This is a genomic window from Psychrobacter luti (assembly GCF_014192115.1).
Classification (GTDB): Bacteria; Pseudomonadota; Gammaproteobacteria; order Pseudomonadales; family Moraxellaceae; genus Psychrobacter; species Psychrobacter luti.
In genome coordinates this window covers 459759-478655 of the sequence record NZ_JACHXL010000002.1, presented here as the reverse complement: position 1 = coordinate 478655, position 18897 = coordinate 459759, and the positions used below count along the sequence as shown (strand labels likewise).

General features: G+C 42.9%; 15 protein-coding genes. 7 read left to right on the top strand and 8 right to left on the bottom strand.

Going from position 1 to position 18897, the window contains the following annotated elements; all coding sequences use genetic code 11:
- Window positions 1-15: 15 nt before the first annotated feature.
- The 4 genes from FHS24_RS06395 to FHS24_RS06380 all read right to left on the bottom strand — a co-directional run bounded on the left by FHS24_RS06395 (window position 16) and on the right by FHS24_RS06380 (window position 3683).
- Window positions 16-954 carry a transporter substrate-binding domain-containing protein gene (locus FHS24_RS06395; RefSeq protein ID WP_183619853.1) on the bottom strand — a complete coding sequence of 313 codons (939 nt, stop codon included), beginning with the start codon at window positions 952-954 and terminating at the stop codon, window positions 16-18.
- A gap of 124 nt (window positions 955-1078) precedes the next feature.
- The gene (locus FHS24_RS06390) at window positions 1079-1876 is read right to left on the bottom strand and encodes a transporter substrate-binding domain-containing protein (protein WP_406947765.1); all 798 of its coding nucleotides are present in this window, start codon (window positions 1874-1876) and stop codon (window positions 1079-1081) included.
- A 318-nt stretch (window positions 1877-2194) separates the two neighbouring features.
- Complete coding sequence (locus FHS24_RS06385) at window positions 2195-2992, bottom strand: ABC transporter ATP-binding protein (RefSeq protein WP_183619849.1); 798 nt, start codon at window positions 2990-2992, stop codon at window positions 2195-2197.
- 346 nt (window positions 2993-3338) lie between these two features.
- Window positions 3339-3683, bottom strand: a complete 345-nt coding sequence (locus tag FHS24_RS06380; protein WP_227671670.1) for a hypothetical protein — start codon at window positions 3681-3683, stop codon at window positions 3339-3341.
- 539 nt (window positions 3684-4222) lie between these two features.
- On the opposite strand from FHS24_RS06380, the gene FHS24_RS06375 reads away from it, so the two are divergent.
- The 4 genes from FHS24_RS06375 (at window position 4223) to gltS (ending at window position 8167) form a co-directional block, all read left to right on the top strand.
- On the top strand, window positions 4223-5524 hold the full coding sequence (locus tag FHS24_RS06375) for a glutamate-5-semialdehyde dehydrogenase (protein WP_183619844.1): 1302 nt from the start codon (window positions 4223-4225) through the stop codon (window positions 5522-5524).
- Window positions 5525-5685: 161 nt separating this feature from the next.
- Window positions 5686-6429, top strand: a complete 744-nt coding sequence (locus FHS24_RS06370; RefSeq protein ID WP_183619842.1) for a ribonuclease domain-containing protein — start codon at window positions 5686-5688, stop codon at window positions 6427-6429.
- Between the two features lies 1 nt (window position 6430).
- Window positions 6431-6808 carry a barstar family protein gene (locus tag FHS24_RS06365; RefSeq protein ID WP_183619835.1) on the top strand — a complete coding sequence of 126 codons (378 nt, stop codon included), beginning with the start codon at window positions 6431-6433 and terminating at the stop codon, window positions 6806-6808.
- Window positions 6809-6892: 84 nt separating this feature from the next.
- Window positions 6893-8167 (top strand): sodium/glutamate symporter, encoded by a 1275-nt coding sequence (gene gltS / locus FHS24_RS06360; RefSeq protein WP_183619833.1) that lies wholly within the window; start codon window positions 6893-6895, stop codon window positions 8165-8167.
- Between the two features lie 105 nt (window positions 8168-8272).
- Here gltS and glyA read toward each other — a convergent pair whose 3' ends face one another.
- The 3 genes from glyA to FHS24_RS06345 all read right to left on the bottom strand — a co-directional run bounded on the left by glyA (window position 8273) and on the right by FHS24_RS06345 (window position 11871).
- Window positions 8273-9529, bottom strand: a complete 1257-nt coding sequence (gene glyA / locus FHS24_RS06355) for a serine hydroxymethyltransferase (protein WP_183619831.1) — start codon at window positions 9527-9529, stop codon at window positions 8273-8275.
- 411 nt (window positions 9530-9940) lie between these two features.
- Window positions 9941-10441 (bottom strand): chorismate--pyruvate lyase family protein, encoded by a 501-nt coding sequence (locus FHS24_RS06350; protein WP_183619829.1) that lies wholly within the window; start codon window positions 10439-10441, stop codon window positions 9941-9943.
- Between the two features lie 86 nt (window positions 10442-10527).
- Window positions 10528-11871: a GNAT family N-acetyltransferase gene (locus tag FHS24_RS06345; RefSeq protein WP_183620094.1), complete on the bottom strand. Its 1344-nt coding sequence runs from the start codon at window positions 11869-11871 to the stop codon at window positions 10528-10530.
- Window positions 11872-12839: 968 nt separating this feature from the next.
- On the opposite strand from FHS24_RS06345, the gene FHS24_RS06340 reads away from it, so the two are divergent.
- Window positions 12840-15059, top strand: a complete 2220-nt coding sequence (locus FHS24_RS06340; RefSeq protein WP_183619827.1) for an NADP-dependent isocitrate dehydrogenase — start codon at window positions 12840-12842, stop codon at window positions 15057-15059.
- A gap of 261 nt (window positions 15060-15320) precedes the next feature.
- Here FHS24_RS06340 and icd read toward each other — a convergent pair whose 3' ends face one another.
- Window positions 15321-16580: an NADP-dependent isocitrate dehydrogenase gene (gene icd, locus FHS24_RS06335; RefSeq protein ID WP_183619825.1), complete on the bottom strand. Its 1260-nt coding sequence runs from the start codon at window positions 16578-16580 to the stop codon at window positions 15321-15323.
- 647 nt (window positions 16581-17227) lie between these two features.
- On the opposite strand from icd, the gene FHS24_RS06330 reads away from it, so the two are divergent.
- Complete coding sequence (locus FHS24_RS06330; protein WP_183619823.1) at window positions 17228-17854, top strand: pseudouridine synthase; 627 nt, start codon at window positions 17228-17230, stop codon at window positions 17852-17854.
- 246 nt (window positions 17855-18100) lie between these two features.
- Window positions 18101-18892 (top strand): CopM family metallochaperone, encoded by a 792-nt coding sequence (gene copM, locus FHS24_RS06325; RefSeq protein WP_183619821.1) that lies wholly within the window; start codon window positions 18101-18103, stop codon window positions 18890-18892.
- Window positions 18893-18897 lie beyond the last annotated feature (5 nt).

Below are 18897 nucleotides of genomic sequence, written 5' to 3'. Positions count from 1 at the left end.
TTGTAAAAAACGCTATTAGTTAGTCGCCGCTTCTGCTTGTTCTTCTTTGGCGATCACAGCATTGGCGTCAACATTGCCATCGTCAACCACGACCACTTCTTTAACACCCTCAGTCGCTACCGCTTTTTGTGCCGCCGCTGTTGAGCTGGTACCAAAATAGCTACCGGTGATTTGGTCATAAGTGCCATTGTCTTTAAGTTCAGCCAATGCTTTATTAAATTTAGCGACTAATGGATCACCTTTACGGAAGGCAATACCCATTGCATCATCACTGGTGCTGATTTCTTGCCCTTTGACTTCGTAGTCTTTACCGGCTTCAGTTTTCAGCCAGTCGATACCCGTGACTTTATCAGACATCATGGCACGGACACGACCCGAGGTTAGGTCTAGGTAAGCATTATCTTGAGTGTCATAAAGTTTGATATCAGAGTCAGCATGTTTTTCTTGCAAATACTGTGACGCAACCGTTGAACGCTGTGACGCAACCGGCTGACCTTTAAGACCATCAACACTGATATCATCGCCTTTTTTACCAATTAGGATAATGCCAGTATGAAAGTACGGGTCGCTAAACTCTACGACTTCTTTGCGCTCAGGGGTGATTGACATACCAGCGATGGCCGCGTCAAATTTCTGCGCATTCAGCCCCGGAATTAAGCCATCCCAGTCTTGCGAGATAACTTCACACTCTGCTTTCATTTGCGCACATAAGGCGTCGACTAGCTCAATCTCATAGCCGATTAATTTGCCATCAGCGTCAGTATAGCTAAAGGGCTTATAGCTTGATTCTGTAGCGATTTTGATGTTTAAAGGCGCATCAGTGGCGGCATCTGTTTCAGTGCTTTCAGTCGGTGCTGAGTTGTTATTACAAGCCGTAAGCATAAGCATCGCCGCACTAAGTGGGGCAAGCCACAAGGCTTTTTTGCTTATTGATGATGTCATTGAAGTAATCATAGGGTTTATTCCTTAATATATTGACCAGCCGTTTGTTAATCCGCAATGGGTCAGTCATTCGTTAATCAACGCTTCTACAAACAGTCTATTGATTGAAGACTTTTCTCAAAGCGTAGTAAGCAAATTATTGACCGAAGTTTTCCTGTTCAAGACGGGCAAGCTCACCGTTACTACGGATTTCGCTCAGCGCTTTATTAAAGTCGTCTTTGATTGAATCACCTTTACGCACAGCAATGGCAATATTATCGTCATTATCAATCTCATCACCTACGATACCGAAACCTTCTGGATTATCCGCTAACCATGATTTGGCAGAGACTTTTTCAGCAAGTACCGCATCACTGCGACCAGATTTTAGGTCTAAATAGGCATTGTCATAATTATCATACAGCTTAACGGTATTACCGTCTTTGCCTTCATAATTGTCTTGTAAATACGCGCCAGGTGTCGTTGAGCGTTGACCGCCAAGGGTTAGATTTTTAATTGCTTTAGGCTCAAAGCCGCCTTTGGTATCGGTTAGCCAAACCATAGTATTGGCAAAATACGGCTCACTGAAATCAACCTTTTCTTGACGTTCAGTGGTGATAGACATACCAGCGATGACCGCATCATATTTTTGCGCCAATAAACCTGGAATAATACCGTCCCAATCTTGAGCAACGATTTCACACTTGGCTTGCATTTGCGCACATAACGCATTGGCAACATCAATATCGAAACCCGCCAAGCTGCCATCGGCATTGGTATAGTTAAAAGGAGGGTAAGCGCCCTCGGTGGCGATACGAATGGTCTTACCAGCCGTTTCTGCGGCAGGGGCATCAGCATTGGTATCAGTAGCTTCGTTAGCAGGCTGACTACAAGCACCAAGCATGAGCGCGGCGGTAACGGTCATCGATGACCACAATAGGCGAGAATTCGACATCATACATTCCTTAAATTCTGATGGGTTTTTAATATAGGGTTCTGATATTTTGTTCTCTGACGTCCCTGCCAGAAAAGCAATTCAATGCACAGAAAACACAGGCAGCAATCGTGAGCAGTTGCCTGTAAACCTTTTGATAATACCTGACTCAAATATCAAAAACAAACGTTTTGCATACCGACTGTGATTATTGAGTAATAAACACTCTAAGAAAATTACCAATGAGTAATTTTGGCGTTTTAATCGCTTTAAGTATTTAAAACTTAAAATAACTTCTAAATTAAAGCCGTTAAAGTTAAAGCAAATAAAAACGGCCTGTTAGTTTTTGCGATGTGATGCCATAAAGTCTTTAACGCGCTCAGATTTCGGGTTATCAAAGACTTGTTCAGGCGTACCAATCTCTTCAATCACACCTTGATGGAGGAATACTACTTTACTCGATACTTCACGGGCAAAACGCATCTCATGGGTGACAATTAACATGGTACGCCCCTCTTCGGCCAGCTCGCGCATGACGGCGAGCACTTCATTGACCAATTCAGGGTCGAGTGCCGAGGTTGGCTCATCAAATAATAACACCTGCGGCTGCATTGCAAGCGCACGCGCAATCGCCACACGCTGACGCTGACCGCCTGATAAATTTGCTGGATAAGCATCTTTTTTATCGAGCAAACCAACTTTATCGAGCAATTTTTCAGCATCGCTAATGGCTTGGTCTTTTTTGATTTTTAGGACTTGCGTTGGCCCTTCAATGATATTTTGCAAAATGGTCTTGTGCGGCCACAAGTTAAAGTTCTGGAAGACGAACCCCACGCGCGCACGTAAGCTTTCTAACTGCTTGATGTCTGCCGCTTGCAATTCACCCGACTTAGCAGGTTTTAGTATCAGCTCATCGTTACCGATGATGATACGACCCTGATTGGGCTTTTCAAGCAGATTAATACAGCGCAGCAAGGTCGACTTACCGGAGCCAGACGAGCCTAAAATAGAGATGACATCGCCATCATAGGCGGTGAGAGACACCCCTTTTAGCACGTCTAATGAGCCATAGCTTTTATGGACGTCTTGTAAATCTAAGGCGATAGGCCGAGTCGGATTCTTTGCAGTATCAAGCATGGTTTAGCAGACTTCCAATAAATATGAGTGAAAACATGAATAAAAAATGCGCTATTAAACAGCTCTATAATAAATAACTCTATAAATAGCCGCTTCATCAATATGAGCAATACAAAGCAATATTTTAGAGCGCTGTGTTAGTCGCATTATTTCGATAACGTTATGATGGGTTCAATAAAGGCGCGATATTGTCGCCTATAATGTAATAAAAAGGCAAACCTTGTCGCTTTTGCCTATTAGCTTTTGACGAACCAATAACCTTTATAAAATGAGGCCCATAACGCACAGTCAGTTATGGGCCTCATTTTATCATCTTAACGCCATTAGCGCTGTTTTATCTGCGGCATTAGTACGTCGAAACATGCTCTTCGCTTTCAGTACCATCGAGTACCTCTGCATCATCGGCAGTTGCTACCGCTACATCGTCATTTTCGCCGACTACCATACTTTCATTAGTATTGGCAGCACTGTCATTAGCGCTAGCTACAGCGACATCATTATTGCTGCCTGCTGTAGCAACGCCAGTCGCTTCATCTTCTACCGCTGTTTGAGCATCGGCTGTTGGTTCAACGTCCATCGGCGCCTCATCTTTTTTACCACAGGCGCTAACACTTAATGCCGCTGCCACCAAACCAACCGTTAACCAATTTTTATAGGTTTTATTTTCAATCGCCATTTTATTCTCCATCATAAGTATTTACCGTATTAGCGCCCACTATACTCACGATTTATAAGTACTACCTTAGCAGTTACAGCGCAGTTCTGTTAAAAATACGTAACAGCGCCCTAGCTTTTAACTGCTTGTCTTTTTATTTCTAAATGCTACTTATTATGGATAAAAATTCAAATGATAGTAAAAACACCACTCCAAATATTTAGTAAATAACACCAAAAGCAACGTTAAAGAAAACTCTGCAGTGCTTGATAAACGGTCTTTGTTCACAAAATCGACTTTACTATCGTCCTCATCTCCTCTATGTTAAATAGCAGAGCGCCATTAATTTCTAAAAAGCCATTAGTTTCTAGAAAACAGTCAGGCGCTAAAAGATAAATAGGTGCTAAAAATATATTTTTGTAGAGTAGTGATGATAATTAGCATATTTACTGCTTTTTGGCGGCTTTAGCTGCTTTTCTTTATGTCTGAACCTATATATGAGAATTTTATAAAATTTAGGATTCATCATTACTAATCTACAAACCCTCTATTGATAACTATAAGGAAGTTAATTTATGAGTCAATCGAATACCACAGATGTTACCGCTTATATGCAAAGCGTTGGTCAGCAAGCACGTGCCGCGTCACGAGCACTAGCGGCGGCTAATACTGGCGATAAAAATTCCGCCTTGATGGCAATCTATGACGAGTTAAAAAGTGCCAAAGCCGATATTTTAGCGGCCAATAAAGTCGATATGGATAAAGGTGCAAAAAATAACTTAGACGCCGCTTTACTAGATCGCCTAGAGCTAAACGATGCACGCTTCGACGGTATGTTGCAAGGTTTAAAAGACGTCTCCGCGCTGCCCGATCCTATTGGCGAAGTTACAGATATGACCTATCAGCCATCAGGTATTCATTTGGGTAAAATGCGCGTGCCACTTGGTGTGGTCGGTATGATTTATGAGTCGCGCCCCAACGTCACCTTGGAGGCGGCTTCGCTTGCGCTAAAGTCCGGTAACGCCATTATCTTACGTGGTGGCTCTGAAGCCTTTGAATCCAATCAAGCGATTGCGAAATGTATTTTAAAAGGCTTAAACAAGGTTGGTCTATCTGAACATAGCGTGCAAGTATTAGAGACCACTGACCGCGCTGCTGTTGGCGAGCTGATTACCATGACGGAATATGTCGATGTTATCGTGCCACGCGGCGGTAAAGGTTTGATTGAACGTATCAGCCGTGATGCGCGCGTTCCTGTGATTAAGCATCTAGATGGCAACTGCCATACCTTTATCGATAGCGACGCCGATGCCGACATTGCTATCAAAGTTAGCGTCAATGCCAAAACCCATCGCTATGGCACCTGTAATACCATGGAGACGTTATTAGTCGATGAAGCCATCGCCAATGAGTTATTACCGAAAATCGCTGAAGCCATCGTAAAAGCTGATGATGCCATGCAACTGCGCCTTGATGACAAATCACAAGCTATTTTAAATGACAATGCTACCCTTCAAGGTCATCTATCAGCGGCGACTAGCGCAGACTGGGATACAGAGTATCTTGCACCTATTTTAGCGATTAAAGTGGTGTCCGGTATCGATGAAGCGATTGAGCATATCAATACTCACGGCAGCCAGCATACCGACGTTATCATTACCGACAACTATACCAAGTCGCAACGCTTTATCCGTGAAGTTGATTCGGCAAGCGTTATGATTAACGCCTCTAGCCGTTTTGCTGATGGATTTGAATATGGGCTTGGGGCAGAAATCGGTATCTCAACCGATAAAATCCATGCACGTGGACCAGTTGGACTTGAAGGCTTAACCTCGCAAAAATGGATCGTTTACGGACACGGTGAAACCCGCGCCTAGCGCATTACTTCTTCACTACAATTGATCGTCTTACCTCAAGTATAATCCATAAAAAACGTCAGCTTAATTGCTGGCGTTTTTTTATTATTGATAAATATGTTATATATGGCACATAAAAATTATTTTGCTGAATAAAATAGATTCTATAGGAAGCCATACTCATGCAAAGTGGCAAAATTAAGCACTGGAATGCCGATAAAGGCTACGGCTTTATTGAGGTAGACAATCAAAGTGAAGATGTCTTCTTTCATATCAGCACCGTACGCTTATCGCAGCCTATAAGCGAAGGTCAACGTGTCTATTTTAACAGCCAACGTAATGAAAAAAATCAATTACGCGCCACTGAAGTCACCTCTGATGAATTGAGTATTTTAGAAACATCAGCATCAAATTCAGCAGCAATTTCAGCGCATCACAACCTAGATAATGCGCAGCAGAAAAACAATCGATATAAAAATACTCGTGGTAGCCAAAACAAGAAAAGTGGCTTCTCTACCCTATTGAGTGTCATCGCCCTTATTGCCGTTGCGGTTTACTTTTTTGGGGATTTAAAATCCAGTTTATTTACAGATAGCACGCCAGCAACTTCTATATCGCAGACGGCCTCTAAAACCAGCAGTTCAGGTTCCGCAGCTATCACAGGTGATGCGCAAATCGACCAGACGCTGGCACTTATTAAGCAAGGTGGTCCTTTTCCTTACCCTAATAAAGATGGCACAACCTTTTATAATCGCGAAGGCAAGCTACCCGCCCAGTCGCAAGGTTATTACCGCGAATATACCGTGCCTACGCCGGGGGTTTCCCATCGCGGTGCACGGCGCATTGTCACCGGCGGTCATCCACCGACCATTTATTATTTGACCGTCGACCATTATGATAGCTTCCGACAATTGCAGGTGAACTGATATGAGCCAAGCTATTTACTATGTTAATCAAAACTGCGTTGACCAAAACAGCGTCAATAAGCACGACTCCGCTCTCATTAACAGCATTCCCGAGCAAGCGCTTAACATTCCAATTGGCGTTATTTTAGATAAAGAGACGTTGCTAAACAGCTTAGCTAAAGTAGCCAATTTTCCCGACTATTTTGCCCATAATTGGGACAGCGCTTGGGACTGTTTGACCGATAGTGATATCACTCACCTCACGCTTTACTTAAATGGGGTAGAGAAAATTAATACTGAGGACTTTAATGTCTTTAAGCGTATCATTGAGGACGCCTATAAAGATTTTGGCAAGCCGCAGTTGTGGATTGTTGCGGCGTCAGATGATGCATGCGAATAGCGAGATTACCAGAACCTAAATTCGAGATAAAACCAGCTTTATCCCGAATTTAGGTTAATTTATATTTATAGAAAGGATTAACCTATGGAAATCACCCTCAACGGCTACTACACCTTGATATTGGCCACCTTAGTGCTCTTGCTTGGACGCTTTTTAGTCAAAAGGATTAAATTCCTAGAAGACTTCAATATTCCAGAGCCAGTAGCCGGTGGTTTGGTGGCAGCAATTGTCGTCTATATTCTTAATATCGTTTGGGGCTATAGCTTTAATTTCCATCAAGGGCTGCAAACCGCAACGATGCTGATGTTTTTTGCCTCTATCGGACTCAGTGCTGATTTTAGTAGGCTTAAGGCAGGTGGCTCGCCACTAATGATTTTCACTATCGTGGTATCAGTATTTATTATCTTACAAGATGTCGTAGGCGTGGCGATGGCAAGTGTGCTTGGACTTGACCCACTCCTCGGCTTGGTAACAGGTTCGATAGCTCTAACTGGTGGACACGGTACGGCAGGCGCTTGGGGTATTACCTTAGAAGAGCAATATGGCGTGGTTGGTGCCACGACACTTGGTATCGCGGTCGCCACTTATGGCTTGGTTGCAGGTGGCGTCATCGGTGGTCCGGTTGCCCGTCATTTGATTAAAAAACTTGGTTTAAAACCAGCGGCGGCTAATCCAAATCCGAGTGAGGTTGAACGACTTGCTGGCGAGCAATCACTCTATAGTACCAAGCATAACGAAGAGGAAGTACATGGTAATAAGGAGATGTTTGAGAAGCCTGATAACATTCGTCTTATCACCGCCTCCTCTACCATTGAATCCTTGGCACTATTTGCCGCGGCATTGGCGTTCGCTGACATCATGACTTTGTTGGCGCAAGATACTTGGTTTGAGCTACCTACTTTCGTATGGGCGCTGGCAGGCGGTGTGATTCTACGTAATACCTTAACCATGGTATTCAATTTTGATATGTTTGACCGTGCTATCGACGTCATTGGTAACGCCTCTTTAAGCTTGTTCTTAGCGATGGCGCTATTGTCATTGAAACTCTGGCAGTTGACTGACCTAGCAGGACCGGTATTAATTATCTTACTGGTACAGACGCTACTGATGATTGGTTATGCTTACTTTATTACCTTTAAGGTCATGGGTAAAGATTATGATGCTGCCGTACTATCAGCGGGACATTGTGGTTTTGGTATGGGCGCAACGCCGACGGCGATTGCCAATATGCAGGCGGTCACCGATCGCTACTTGCCATCACATAAGGCGTTTTTGATTGTGCCGATGGTTGGTGCGTTCTTCGTCGATATCGTTAACGCCACTATCTTGCAGATATTTACCAAATTGCCTTTTATGTGATCTGATAAATGAGAACGCTGATTTAAATAATCGTAAGACAAAAAAACCGCCTAGCAAAAGCTAAGCGGTTTTTTTATCTAAATTATAAAACTAATGAATCAAAAATTACTGATTTTTAGCATATACAGGAAGCTCTTTACAGATAGCTTCAACTTTACCGCGTACTTCAGCAGCAACTTTTTCATCGCCACGGCTATCTAGCACGTCGCAAATCCAACCTGCCAAATCACCTGCTTGTGCTTCGTTGAAGCCGCGAGTGGTAATCGCTGGCGTACCGATACGGATACCAGAAGTCACAAATGGAGATTTTGGATCGTTTGGTACGGCGTTTTTATTAACCGTAATATGCGCATCGCCAAGCCACTTATCTGCTTCTTTACCAGTCATTTCTTGCTTAACTAGGCTAATCAGCATTAGATGGTTTTCAGTACCGCCAGAGATGATTTCATAACCGCGATCTTGGATGACTTTCGCCATCGCTTGGGCATTTTTAACCACTTGCTGCTGATAAGTTTTGAAGTTATCTTCTAACGCTTCTTTAAAGCAAATTGCTTTTGCCGCGATGACATGCATCAACGGGCCGCCTTGGTTACCTGGGAATACCGCAGAGTTTAACTTCTTCGCAAGCTTCTCATCACGAGCCAAAATCATACCTGAGCGTGGGCCACGTAGAGTTTTGTGCGTTGTAGTCGTGACCACATCAGCAAATGGTACTGGGCTTGGGTAAACACCGCCAGCAACCAAACCAGCAACGTGTGCCATGTCAACAAGCAAGTACGCGCCAACTTCATCAGCGATGTCACGGAAGCGCTGCCAATCAACGACTTGTGAATACGCTGAGAAACCAGCAATAATCATCTTTGGCTTGTGCTCACGCGCAAGGGCATCAACTTGGTCATAATCGATAAGACCCGTTTCTTCAACCAAACCATACTGTACGGCGTTGTAGTTTAAACCTGAGAAGTTAATATGCGCGCCATGCGTCAAGTGACCACCTGCGTCTAGGCTCATGCCTAGTACGGTGTCATTGGCGTCTAATAATGCTAAGAAAACAGCAGAGTTTGCTTGGCTACCAGAGTGTGGCTGGACGTTGACGTACTCAGCACCAAACAACTCTTTTGCACGATCAATGGCCAATTGCTCAACCACATCGACGTGCTCACAACCACCATAATAACGCTTACCAGGATAGCCTTCAGCGTATTTATTGGTCAGGTCAGTGCCTTGTGCTTCCATCACTGCTTGTGAGCAATAGTTTTCTGAAGCGATAAGCTCGATGTGGTTTTCTTGACGAACGCTTTCAGCGGCCATGGCTTCAGCAAGTACTGGATCAAACTCTTTGATAGAAATATCTTTAAACATAGTGATGTCCTAGGTAGTGGCTATCGTTAATGGTGGTGCTCATTGAAAAGAGGCGAGTAATAAAAGGAGGTGAAAATGGGCAAGCAAAGGCAACTAACCTGTTATTAACTTGTCCAGATTGGCAATAAAATCGAACGACAAAGGCATCGATATCATCGCTAAAGATTAAGTGTAACATGAAAATTTATACTGTGAGCGCAAAAAAACCTCACGGAAAGCTGGAGGCTTTAAATGACGCCATAATGACGTTATCAAGCAAATAAATGCGCAATAAAATCATTGTTTTATATTTTCTAGTTCCAGGTCTTGCTTGATTTGTTAGTCAAATAATTATTTGTCGCCCATAAAAAACAGCCACTCAAAAGGTGACTGTTTTATTTATTGATACATTAATTGATGGACGAATCAATATCAAGCATCCTTAGACAAAAACGCCGCTAAAAAAGTCTCACTAATAAGTATCTTGCGACCATACCAATTATACAGCGTCTGCCGTTGCCAACCCTCTGCCGTTTTTTCGATAGAACGTTGGTTGGGCAAGGTAAGACTGCGCTTAAATAACACATAGCCAATCGGCGTACTTTTCAATTGCTGTAAACGGCGGGCGCGCCCCTTTAAACTTGTTAAAGGGAAAATACTTTGTGCCTCCACCCATGGTTGCTCATCATTGCCATATAGCTTCGCCTCGCGTACCCACGCTAACAATGGACGGCTCAGCGCCGCACCTTGTACACCCAATTGCTTTTTTTGCGCCAAGGACAATGATCGATAACCCTCAAAGCTACGCTCGACACGTAATGGCTGCCCCGCTTTTACCTCAAGCATGGCAGTGAGCGAACCTTCAGTATTGAGAAACTCTAATAGCTCACTGGGAGGCGACAACAGGTCAGAACAACAAAGATTAGAGGTCATAGTTTACGGCTGATAGGAAAGTATTAAATAGAAAGTCATTGAGTAGAGATTACCAAAGAACATTTATTGTGCATTAATTAGTGTTATCAAAAACCACTGTCATTAAACGTCAGCATATTATCAATATTAAAGGGCAAGGCTTCAAAGGCTTGCTCTCGATATTGCGCCATATGCATGCGGTCTTTGGCACAAAAATCGCTAATCGCTGGGACAAAACGCGCATCATAAATGCGGTGTAACGAATGAGTCTTGGTCGGAATAAAACCACGAATCAGCTTATGCTCACCTTGGGTGCCTGGGTCAAAATACGTCAAACCTTGCTCGATAGCAAACTCGATACCTTGATAATAACACAGCTCAAAGTGCAGGCTATCATACTCACCAAGCGCACCCCAATAACGCCCATACAGCGTTGCATTTTTACTATCAGGCTTATCGTATAAAAACAAACTGCTAGCGATAATATCAGCATTAACATCTAGCGCTTGCGCTAGCATCAAATGCTTAGGCATGGTTGCTGCCAATTTTTTAAAAAAGTCTAGTGTTAGATAAGGCTGCTGCCCTCGTACGGCGTATGTCATCACATAACAATGATAAAACGTCTGCCAATCTTCTTCAGTGATAGCATCACCGCATTTGCGCTGACATACAATACCTTGCTCGGCGACTTTGCGCCGCTCAGCACGAATGGTTTTACGTTTTTTGGCTCTTAGGGTTGCCAAAAATGCCTCAAAGTCGGCGAATGGCTGACTGTCTTGGTTCAAATGCTTATTTTGCCATAAAAACTGACAGCCTTGGCGCTCCAATATTGGTAACTCAATCGGTTTTGCTGCCTCGCCATTTGCTTGACTGTTAAGCGCCATTTCTATATCAATATCAGTAGGCAGCGCTGCATGAGCGATAGCTGCCATTTCAGGCGTGACAAACAAACCATGCCAGCCGGATGCTTCTACTTGCTTAGCAATATCGTCAACCCCTGCGATAGCTGCCTTTAAAATATCAGCATCTAGCACCTCACCCTCTGCCAACCACATACGTTGACCGGTAATGGGTGTATAAGGCGCGCTGGTCACCAAACGCGGGTAATAATCGAGACCATACTGTGCATACGCTTGTGCCCACGCATGGTCAAAGACAAACTCACCTTGATGATGACCTTTAACAAAAACGGGCATCACCGCAATCGGTTGACCTATTTGTTTTGAAGATAACTTTGATGAAAATAGTGCTTCCTCAGTTGCATCACTATCAATATCGTTTGGGCGATGGATTAAGATATAAATAGGCAACCAACCTGCTTTTTCGCCGATAGCGCCCGTATCACTAAGCGCCTGCCAAAACTCAAACGACATAAAAGGCGTATCTGGCGTCTGCCAGTTGGTTAAAGCATGCCAACTGCTATCGCTGAGTAACGCATATTGCAAATTCATCATCACCACACTCTCACCATGCTATTTCTTAGACTATTTTTATTTAGTGTTTAGCCTATCAAACTACCATGCTTTTGCTGTCACAATTTGCAAAAACCCAGCAATTTATCCAACCCTCATTATCAAACCCTCAAAAAAAGAGGACTTTATTTATATTCAAAACGATATAACCTCTATTTCAAACGTTCTCTTAAAACACTCTTGTCGAAACATCTTTGTCGAAACACTTTTATAAAAAAAGAGAACAAAAAGCAGCACAAAAAAAGTCATCGACAGCAAGGTAGATGACTGACATGAGCTATTTATTAACTAATTTTTTATTTTTATGACTGAGATTTAAGATTACGTATGGATTTGGTTGGGGCTGAAATAAACGCTAAAAATGGCTATTTTAAAGGATGGCTCTATTAGGGAATAACCACTATAACAAGCTCATTGTTTCAGAAATAAGCTGATGTGTGCAGAAAATAGTATTAAAAGCGTGCTAATTGTCTGCAAAAGATGATATCGCCGCTGATGACTGGTAGAATAAGGCTATTACTAGCTTAATATAATTCAGATACATAGGATATGAGCGAAAATAGTATACTTAGTTCAATGTACAAGATTGACATCGTATCGGATTTATAGTCGATCGACTATAATATAGCGTCAGTCATACATTTTCAGACCATTTTAGTCTGATAGCTTTGAAGTAAATGGTTAAGATGACCTTTGAATAATGACCTTTAATAAAATAAGCGCTTGCTACAGCGACTTTTTAAGAAAGGCCAACCTAAGAAAGGTCAGTCGCTGCTTATGAGAGATTTTTCCAGCAGTCTTGACACTCTAGAATGGCGATAAACGACGACACTTGATGTATTTGAACCAACCCGTAGCCCATTATTGTATGAAGGCTGTATAGAGCTGTTAAATAATATCTCAGCTTTATTAACCTCATTAATGACAACAAGGAATACTCTACTAACATGTCAAAAATTATTTATACAAAAACTGACGAAGCCCCAGCGCTTGCAACCTTATCATTCTTGCCTATTGTAAAAGCATTTACCCAAACAGCAGGCATCGAAGTTGAAACCAGTGATATCTCTGTTGCAGCGCGTGTGTTGGCTGAATTTCCAGAATATTTAACGGAAGAGCAGCGCGTTCCTAATAACTTAGCGGCGCTTGGTCAATTGACGCAAGATCCTAATGCCAATATCATCAAACTGCCTAATATCAGTGCCTCTGTGGGGCAATTAAAAGCGGCTATTAAAGAGTTACAAAGCAAAGGTTACGCGCTACCTGACTTCCCAGATGAGCCAAAAACGGAAGAAGAAGAAAATATTCGTACGCGCTATGGCAAAAGTCTAGGCAGCTCGGTTAACCCAGTATTGCGTGAAGGTAACTCAGACCGCCGTGCGCCAAAAGCAGTTAAAAACTACGCGCGTAAGCACCCGCATTCTATGGGTGAATGGAAGCAATGGTCACAGACGCACGTCTCACACATGCACAGTGGCGACTTCTACGACGGCGAGCAATCGATTACCTTAGATAAAGCCCGTACCGTACGTATGGAGCGCGTGGCTGAAGACGGCACTATCAATGTTTTCAAAACAGGCATCGCTTTGCTCGACAAAGAAGTCATTGACTTGATGTTTATGAGCAAAAAAGCGTTACTCGAATTTTATGAGCGTGAAATGGAAGATTGCCGCGAAGCCGGTATCTTATTTTCACTGCACGTAAAAGCCACCATGATGAAAGTATCGCACCCTATCGTCTTTGGACACGCGGTTAAGACCTATTATAAAGATGCGTTTAACAAACATGGCGCGTTATTTGATGAGCTAGGTATCAACGTCAATAACGGCATGGCAAGTTTGTATGAAAAAATTGCTGAATTGCCAGCCAGTTTACGTGAAGAGATCGAGCGCGATTTACATGCTTGCCAAGTACATCGTCCACGTCTAGCGATGGTTGATTCATCAAAAGGTATCACCAACTTCCATTCACCAAGTGATGTGATTGTCGATGCGTCGATGCCTGCTATGATCCGTTCAGGCGGTAAAATGTGGGGCGCTGATGGTAAAATGTATGACTGTAAAGCAGTCATGCCTGAGTCTACTTTTGCGCGTATTTACCAAGAAATGATTAACTTCTGTAAATGGCATGGCAACTTTGACCCAACTACGATGGGTACTGTACCTAACGTTGGCTTGATGGCGCAAAAAGCAGAAGAATATGGCTCGCATGATAAAACCTTCGAAGCAAGTGATTCAGGCATAGCTCGTATCGTTGACGAAGAAACCAACGAAGTATTGCTTGAGCAGCGTGTTGAGAAAGGTGACATCTGGCGCATGTGTCAGGTCAAAGACGAGCCTATCCAAGATTGGGTGAAGCTTGCCGTACGCCGCGCCCGTGAATCAGATACCCCAGTTATTTTTTGGTTAGACCCTTACCGTCCACATGAGAATGAGCTGATCAAAAAAGTGCAAACCTACTTAAAAGATCATGACACTGATGGTCTACATATCGAAATCATGTCACAAGTTCGTGCGATGCGTTATACCTTGGAGCGTGTTGCTCGTGGTCTAGATACCATTTCTGCTACCGGTAATATTTTACGTGATTACCTAACTGACTTGTTCCCGATTTTAGAATTAGGCACCAGTGCTAAAATGCTATCAGTTGTCCCACTAATGAAGGGCGGCGGTTTGTTTGAAACAGGTGCAGGTGGTTCAGCACCGAAGCACGTACAACAATTGCTTGAAGAAAACCATCTACGATGGGATTCCCTCGGTGAGTTCTTAGCCTTGACCGAATCTTTAGAGCATTTAGCCAAGAACGATGGTAATGCCAAAGCAAAAATCTTGGCAGATACGCTTGATAGAGCCACTGAAACGCTACTGTTAAATGACAAGTCGCCTTCACGTAAAACGGGCGAATTGGATAACCGTGGTAGCCATTTCTATCTGGCTATGTACTGGGCTCAAGAGTTGGCAGCACAAGATGAGAATAGCGAGCTAAAAGCACAATTTGCGCCATTGGCACAAAAGCTTGAAAGCAATGAAGCTGCTATCGTTGAAGAGCTAAATGCGGTTCAAGGTAAGTCTATGGATCTTAAAGGCTATTACTTAGCAGATGAAGCTTTGGCAGAAAAAGCCATGCGCCCAAGTGCATTATTCAACGAGACTATTGCTTCACTATAATTAGTGCTCCGTTGTAATTGTTACTTCGTTATGATTGGTGCGTCATTGTAATGAATGCATCATACTAACTGGCTCTAAACTGACTTAGTAAACGTTGCTAAGTTAGCATCAATTAAACACCCCAAAGGTTTGAGACTTTTGGGGTGTTTTTATGGCTGAATAAATAAACGACCATAAAAAAGCCACCTACATTACAGTAGATGGCTCTTCAAAATATAAATCTCCACACTCAACTAACCTAATTTTCTTAACCTTTTTTGATTAAGCATCCATATGTTTAATAATGGCTTGACCAAACTCAGAGCTGCTGAGCAAAATAGCATCTGGCATCAAGCGCTCAAAGTCATAAGTCACAGTTTTGTTTTTAATCGCACCTTTAATACCATCGATCACAAGGTCGGCAGCTTCTGTCCAGCCCATATCGCGTAGCATCATTTCCGCAGACAGAATCAATGAACCTGGATTGACTTTATCTTGACCTGCATATTTTGGCGCTGTACCGTGAGTTGCTTCATAGACAGAGATTGAACCACCTTTATTAGCACCCGGTGCGATACCGATACCGCCCACTTCTGCGGCCAGCGCATCAGAGATATAATCACCGTTTAAGTTTAACGTTGCGATAACCGAATAATCAGCAGGACGCATGAGAATCTGCTGCAGGAAAGCATCGGCAATGACGTCTTTAATGACAATCTCATTACCCGTTTTTGGATTTTTTATCGTCATCCAAGGACCACCATCTAATAGCTCAGCACCGAAACGCTCAGCGGCAAGCTCATAGCCCCATTCTTTAAACGCGCCTTCAGTAAATTTCATGATATTACCTTTGTGTACGAGGGTGACACTCGGTAAGTCATTATCGATAGCATGTTGGATGGCTCTACGCACCAAACGCTGCGAGCCTTCTTTTGATACAGGTTTAATACCGATACCGCAGTCATCGGAAAAACGGATTTTGGTCACACCCATCTCTTCTTTTAAAAATTTGATGACTTTTTTGGCGTCATAACTGCCCGCTTTCCACTCGATACCTGCGTAAATATCTTCTGAATTTTCACGGAAAATCACCATGTCCGTCAATTCTGGATGATGCACAGGGCTTGGCACGCCTTCAAACCACCGTACTGGGCGCTGACAAACATATAAGTCAAGCTCTTGACGTAGCGCCACGTTTAGCGAGCGCATACCGCCGCCGACTGGCGTGGTTAATGGACCTTTAATGCTCACAACGTATTCGCGCAGAACCTCAAGCGTTTCGGTCGGTAGATATTCGCCATCATAAATCTTTGAGGCCTTTTCACCGCAATATACTTCCATCCAAACGATGGATTTTTTGCCTTGATAAGCTTTTGAGACCGCGGCATCGACCACTTTAATCATTACCGGCGTGATATCCACACCGATGCCATCGCCTTCGATAAAGGGAATAATTGGATGATTGGGTACGTTTAGGGTTAAATCAGCATTAACGGTTACTTTTTCGCCGTCTCTTGGTACGATTACCTTATCATATGGCATGGGTGAAACTCCTTGATTGTATTTTTATAGTAGATAGCTCAAGCATCGTTGGCATCATGGCATTCTGTTATGTTCGCTAGCTATTTATGTTTTGCTTTTGGCTTTAGCTAAGCAGCGTAGCGATTTAAACGCTAATTATTTGAGTAACACATATTGAGCAGAACGTACTCAGCAGAATATGGCTAGGCCAACATGCTTAGCGAGGTGATGTATAATAGTTTTAAGAGTAATATTTAAAGATATTGTTGATGGTATGATTAATATTTTTTTAAGAATCATGTAAAGAATCAAAGCTAATGCAAAATTGCTCGGTCATTTATCGAGAAAACCAGATGTCATTACAATAAGTAAAATGATAAAAATACTTTATAAAAAATGAATGAAATTTTTCAGATTTTGCTAATTAAGCAATACAAAAAACCGCAAGCTGCCTTAGCCATTGTACTAAGATAAAGCATGCCTGATGATTTTTGTTTTGCATGGGCCATTTTTAGTTATCATTATGATAAATACCACAATTATAACATGGCTATTAACAACTATAAGAACAGGTCCATAACTTGCAAGTTTTTAGCAAACACTTACTCTTTTAATGTTGCTTATATTTATCCTATATTCAGTTTTTTATCTTTGGGAAACGCTATTTTATGTCGACCTCTAGCCTGATTTTATTTAACAAGCCTTACGGAGTACAAAGTCAATTTCGTGATGACAGCAATAATGACCACAGTACCTTATCAGAGTATTTCACCGATAAATCTCTTCGCATTGCTGGTCGACTTGATGCCACCTCAGAAGGCTTGCTGATTTTGACCAGTGACGGACGGGTCAATAAAGCCATTACCCAGCCGCCATCAATCAAGAATTTTGCGCAAAATAAGCAAAAACAAGGTAAGACCTATTTGGTACAAGTCGAAGGTCTAGTAAGTGCTGATCAATTAAAGCAGTTGGCTGTTGGAATTAATTTAAAAGATGGTAAAACTTTACCGGCGACTGCGCTACTGGTCGACGAAGCAGACTTGCCGATTGACTTATGGCAGCGTGATCCGCCTATCCGTGAGCGCAAAAGTGTGCCGACTTCATGGCTTATGCTGACCATCTATGAAGGCAAAAATCGCCAAGTCAGACGTATGACCGCGCATGTGGGCTTACCTTGTTTGCGTCTTATTCGCTGGTCAGTCGCCGGATTCGAGCTTGGGTCGCTTGGCGTTGGTGAATTTGTGCGTATTCATTTAAGTAGTGAGCGTTGTCAGCAGTTAGGGGCTATTAATTAGGTATTTAACCTTATAACTTATTAATTTCTATTCCTTTTAAACCCTTATTAATCGGTTATGCTCTTGAGCTTGTTAAATATATTACGACTTGTTAAACATAGCGTCTCGAATGAGTAAGGTTTATCTGCTAAGCTGCAAAACCATGTTATCTTTGGTTGATATCTGTATTTAATGTAGCGGATATCGCCTGCGGCCTGCTTATTATTTGTCTGGTTTGTTATTTTTTATTGATAGTAAGGATATATCATGATCGCTTCTCGTCGTTTTACCTTGTTTGCCACTAGTATCTCTGCGGCGTTGCTGCTGAGTGCTTGCCAGCCCGCAACAGAGGATACCGAGGTAATACCGGCAGAAGAAGCCATTGCAACCACGACTGAGCCGTCTGAAGCTGCTGAAGACATGGACGCACATGCTGGCCATGATATGTCTGAGAGTGGCGATGCAGGAGACAAAGCACAAATGACGGATATGCTAAAAGACTATACGAAGTCGATGACCAGTATGCATAATGAGATGATGGTTGGTATGGGTTATAACGATCCCGATACCGCCTTTGCCAAAGGGATGCTCGGTCATCATCGCGGCGCGGTCGATATGGCAAAGATTGAGCTGAAATATGGGATCGATAAGACCATGCGCAAGCTTGCACAAGACATTATCGACTCACAGCAAATTGAAATCGATATCATGAATAAATGGCTGGCCAGCCACCCTGATGCGCCTAAACCCAAACCCAATACTGAGGCCATGCAAGCGGCTTATGCTAAAGGGATGAATACTATGCACAGCGACATGATGTTAGGTATTGCCGAACCTGAGGCTGATATGGCCTTTGCGCGCGGTATGCTGCCGCATCATATTGGCGCAGTAGATATGGCAAAAGTACAGCTTCAGTACGGTACGGATGAAGAGATGCGTAAACTAGCCCAAGACATTATCGATGCTCAGCAGCCTGAGATTGAGGTGATGCAAGATTGGATTGGCAGAACATCATTTGATGGCAAAGAGATTAATAATCTAACTAATAGCGCTCAGTAGATGCT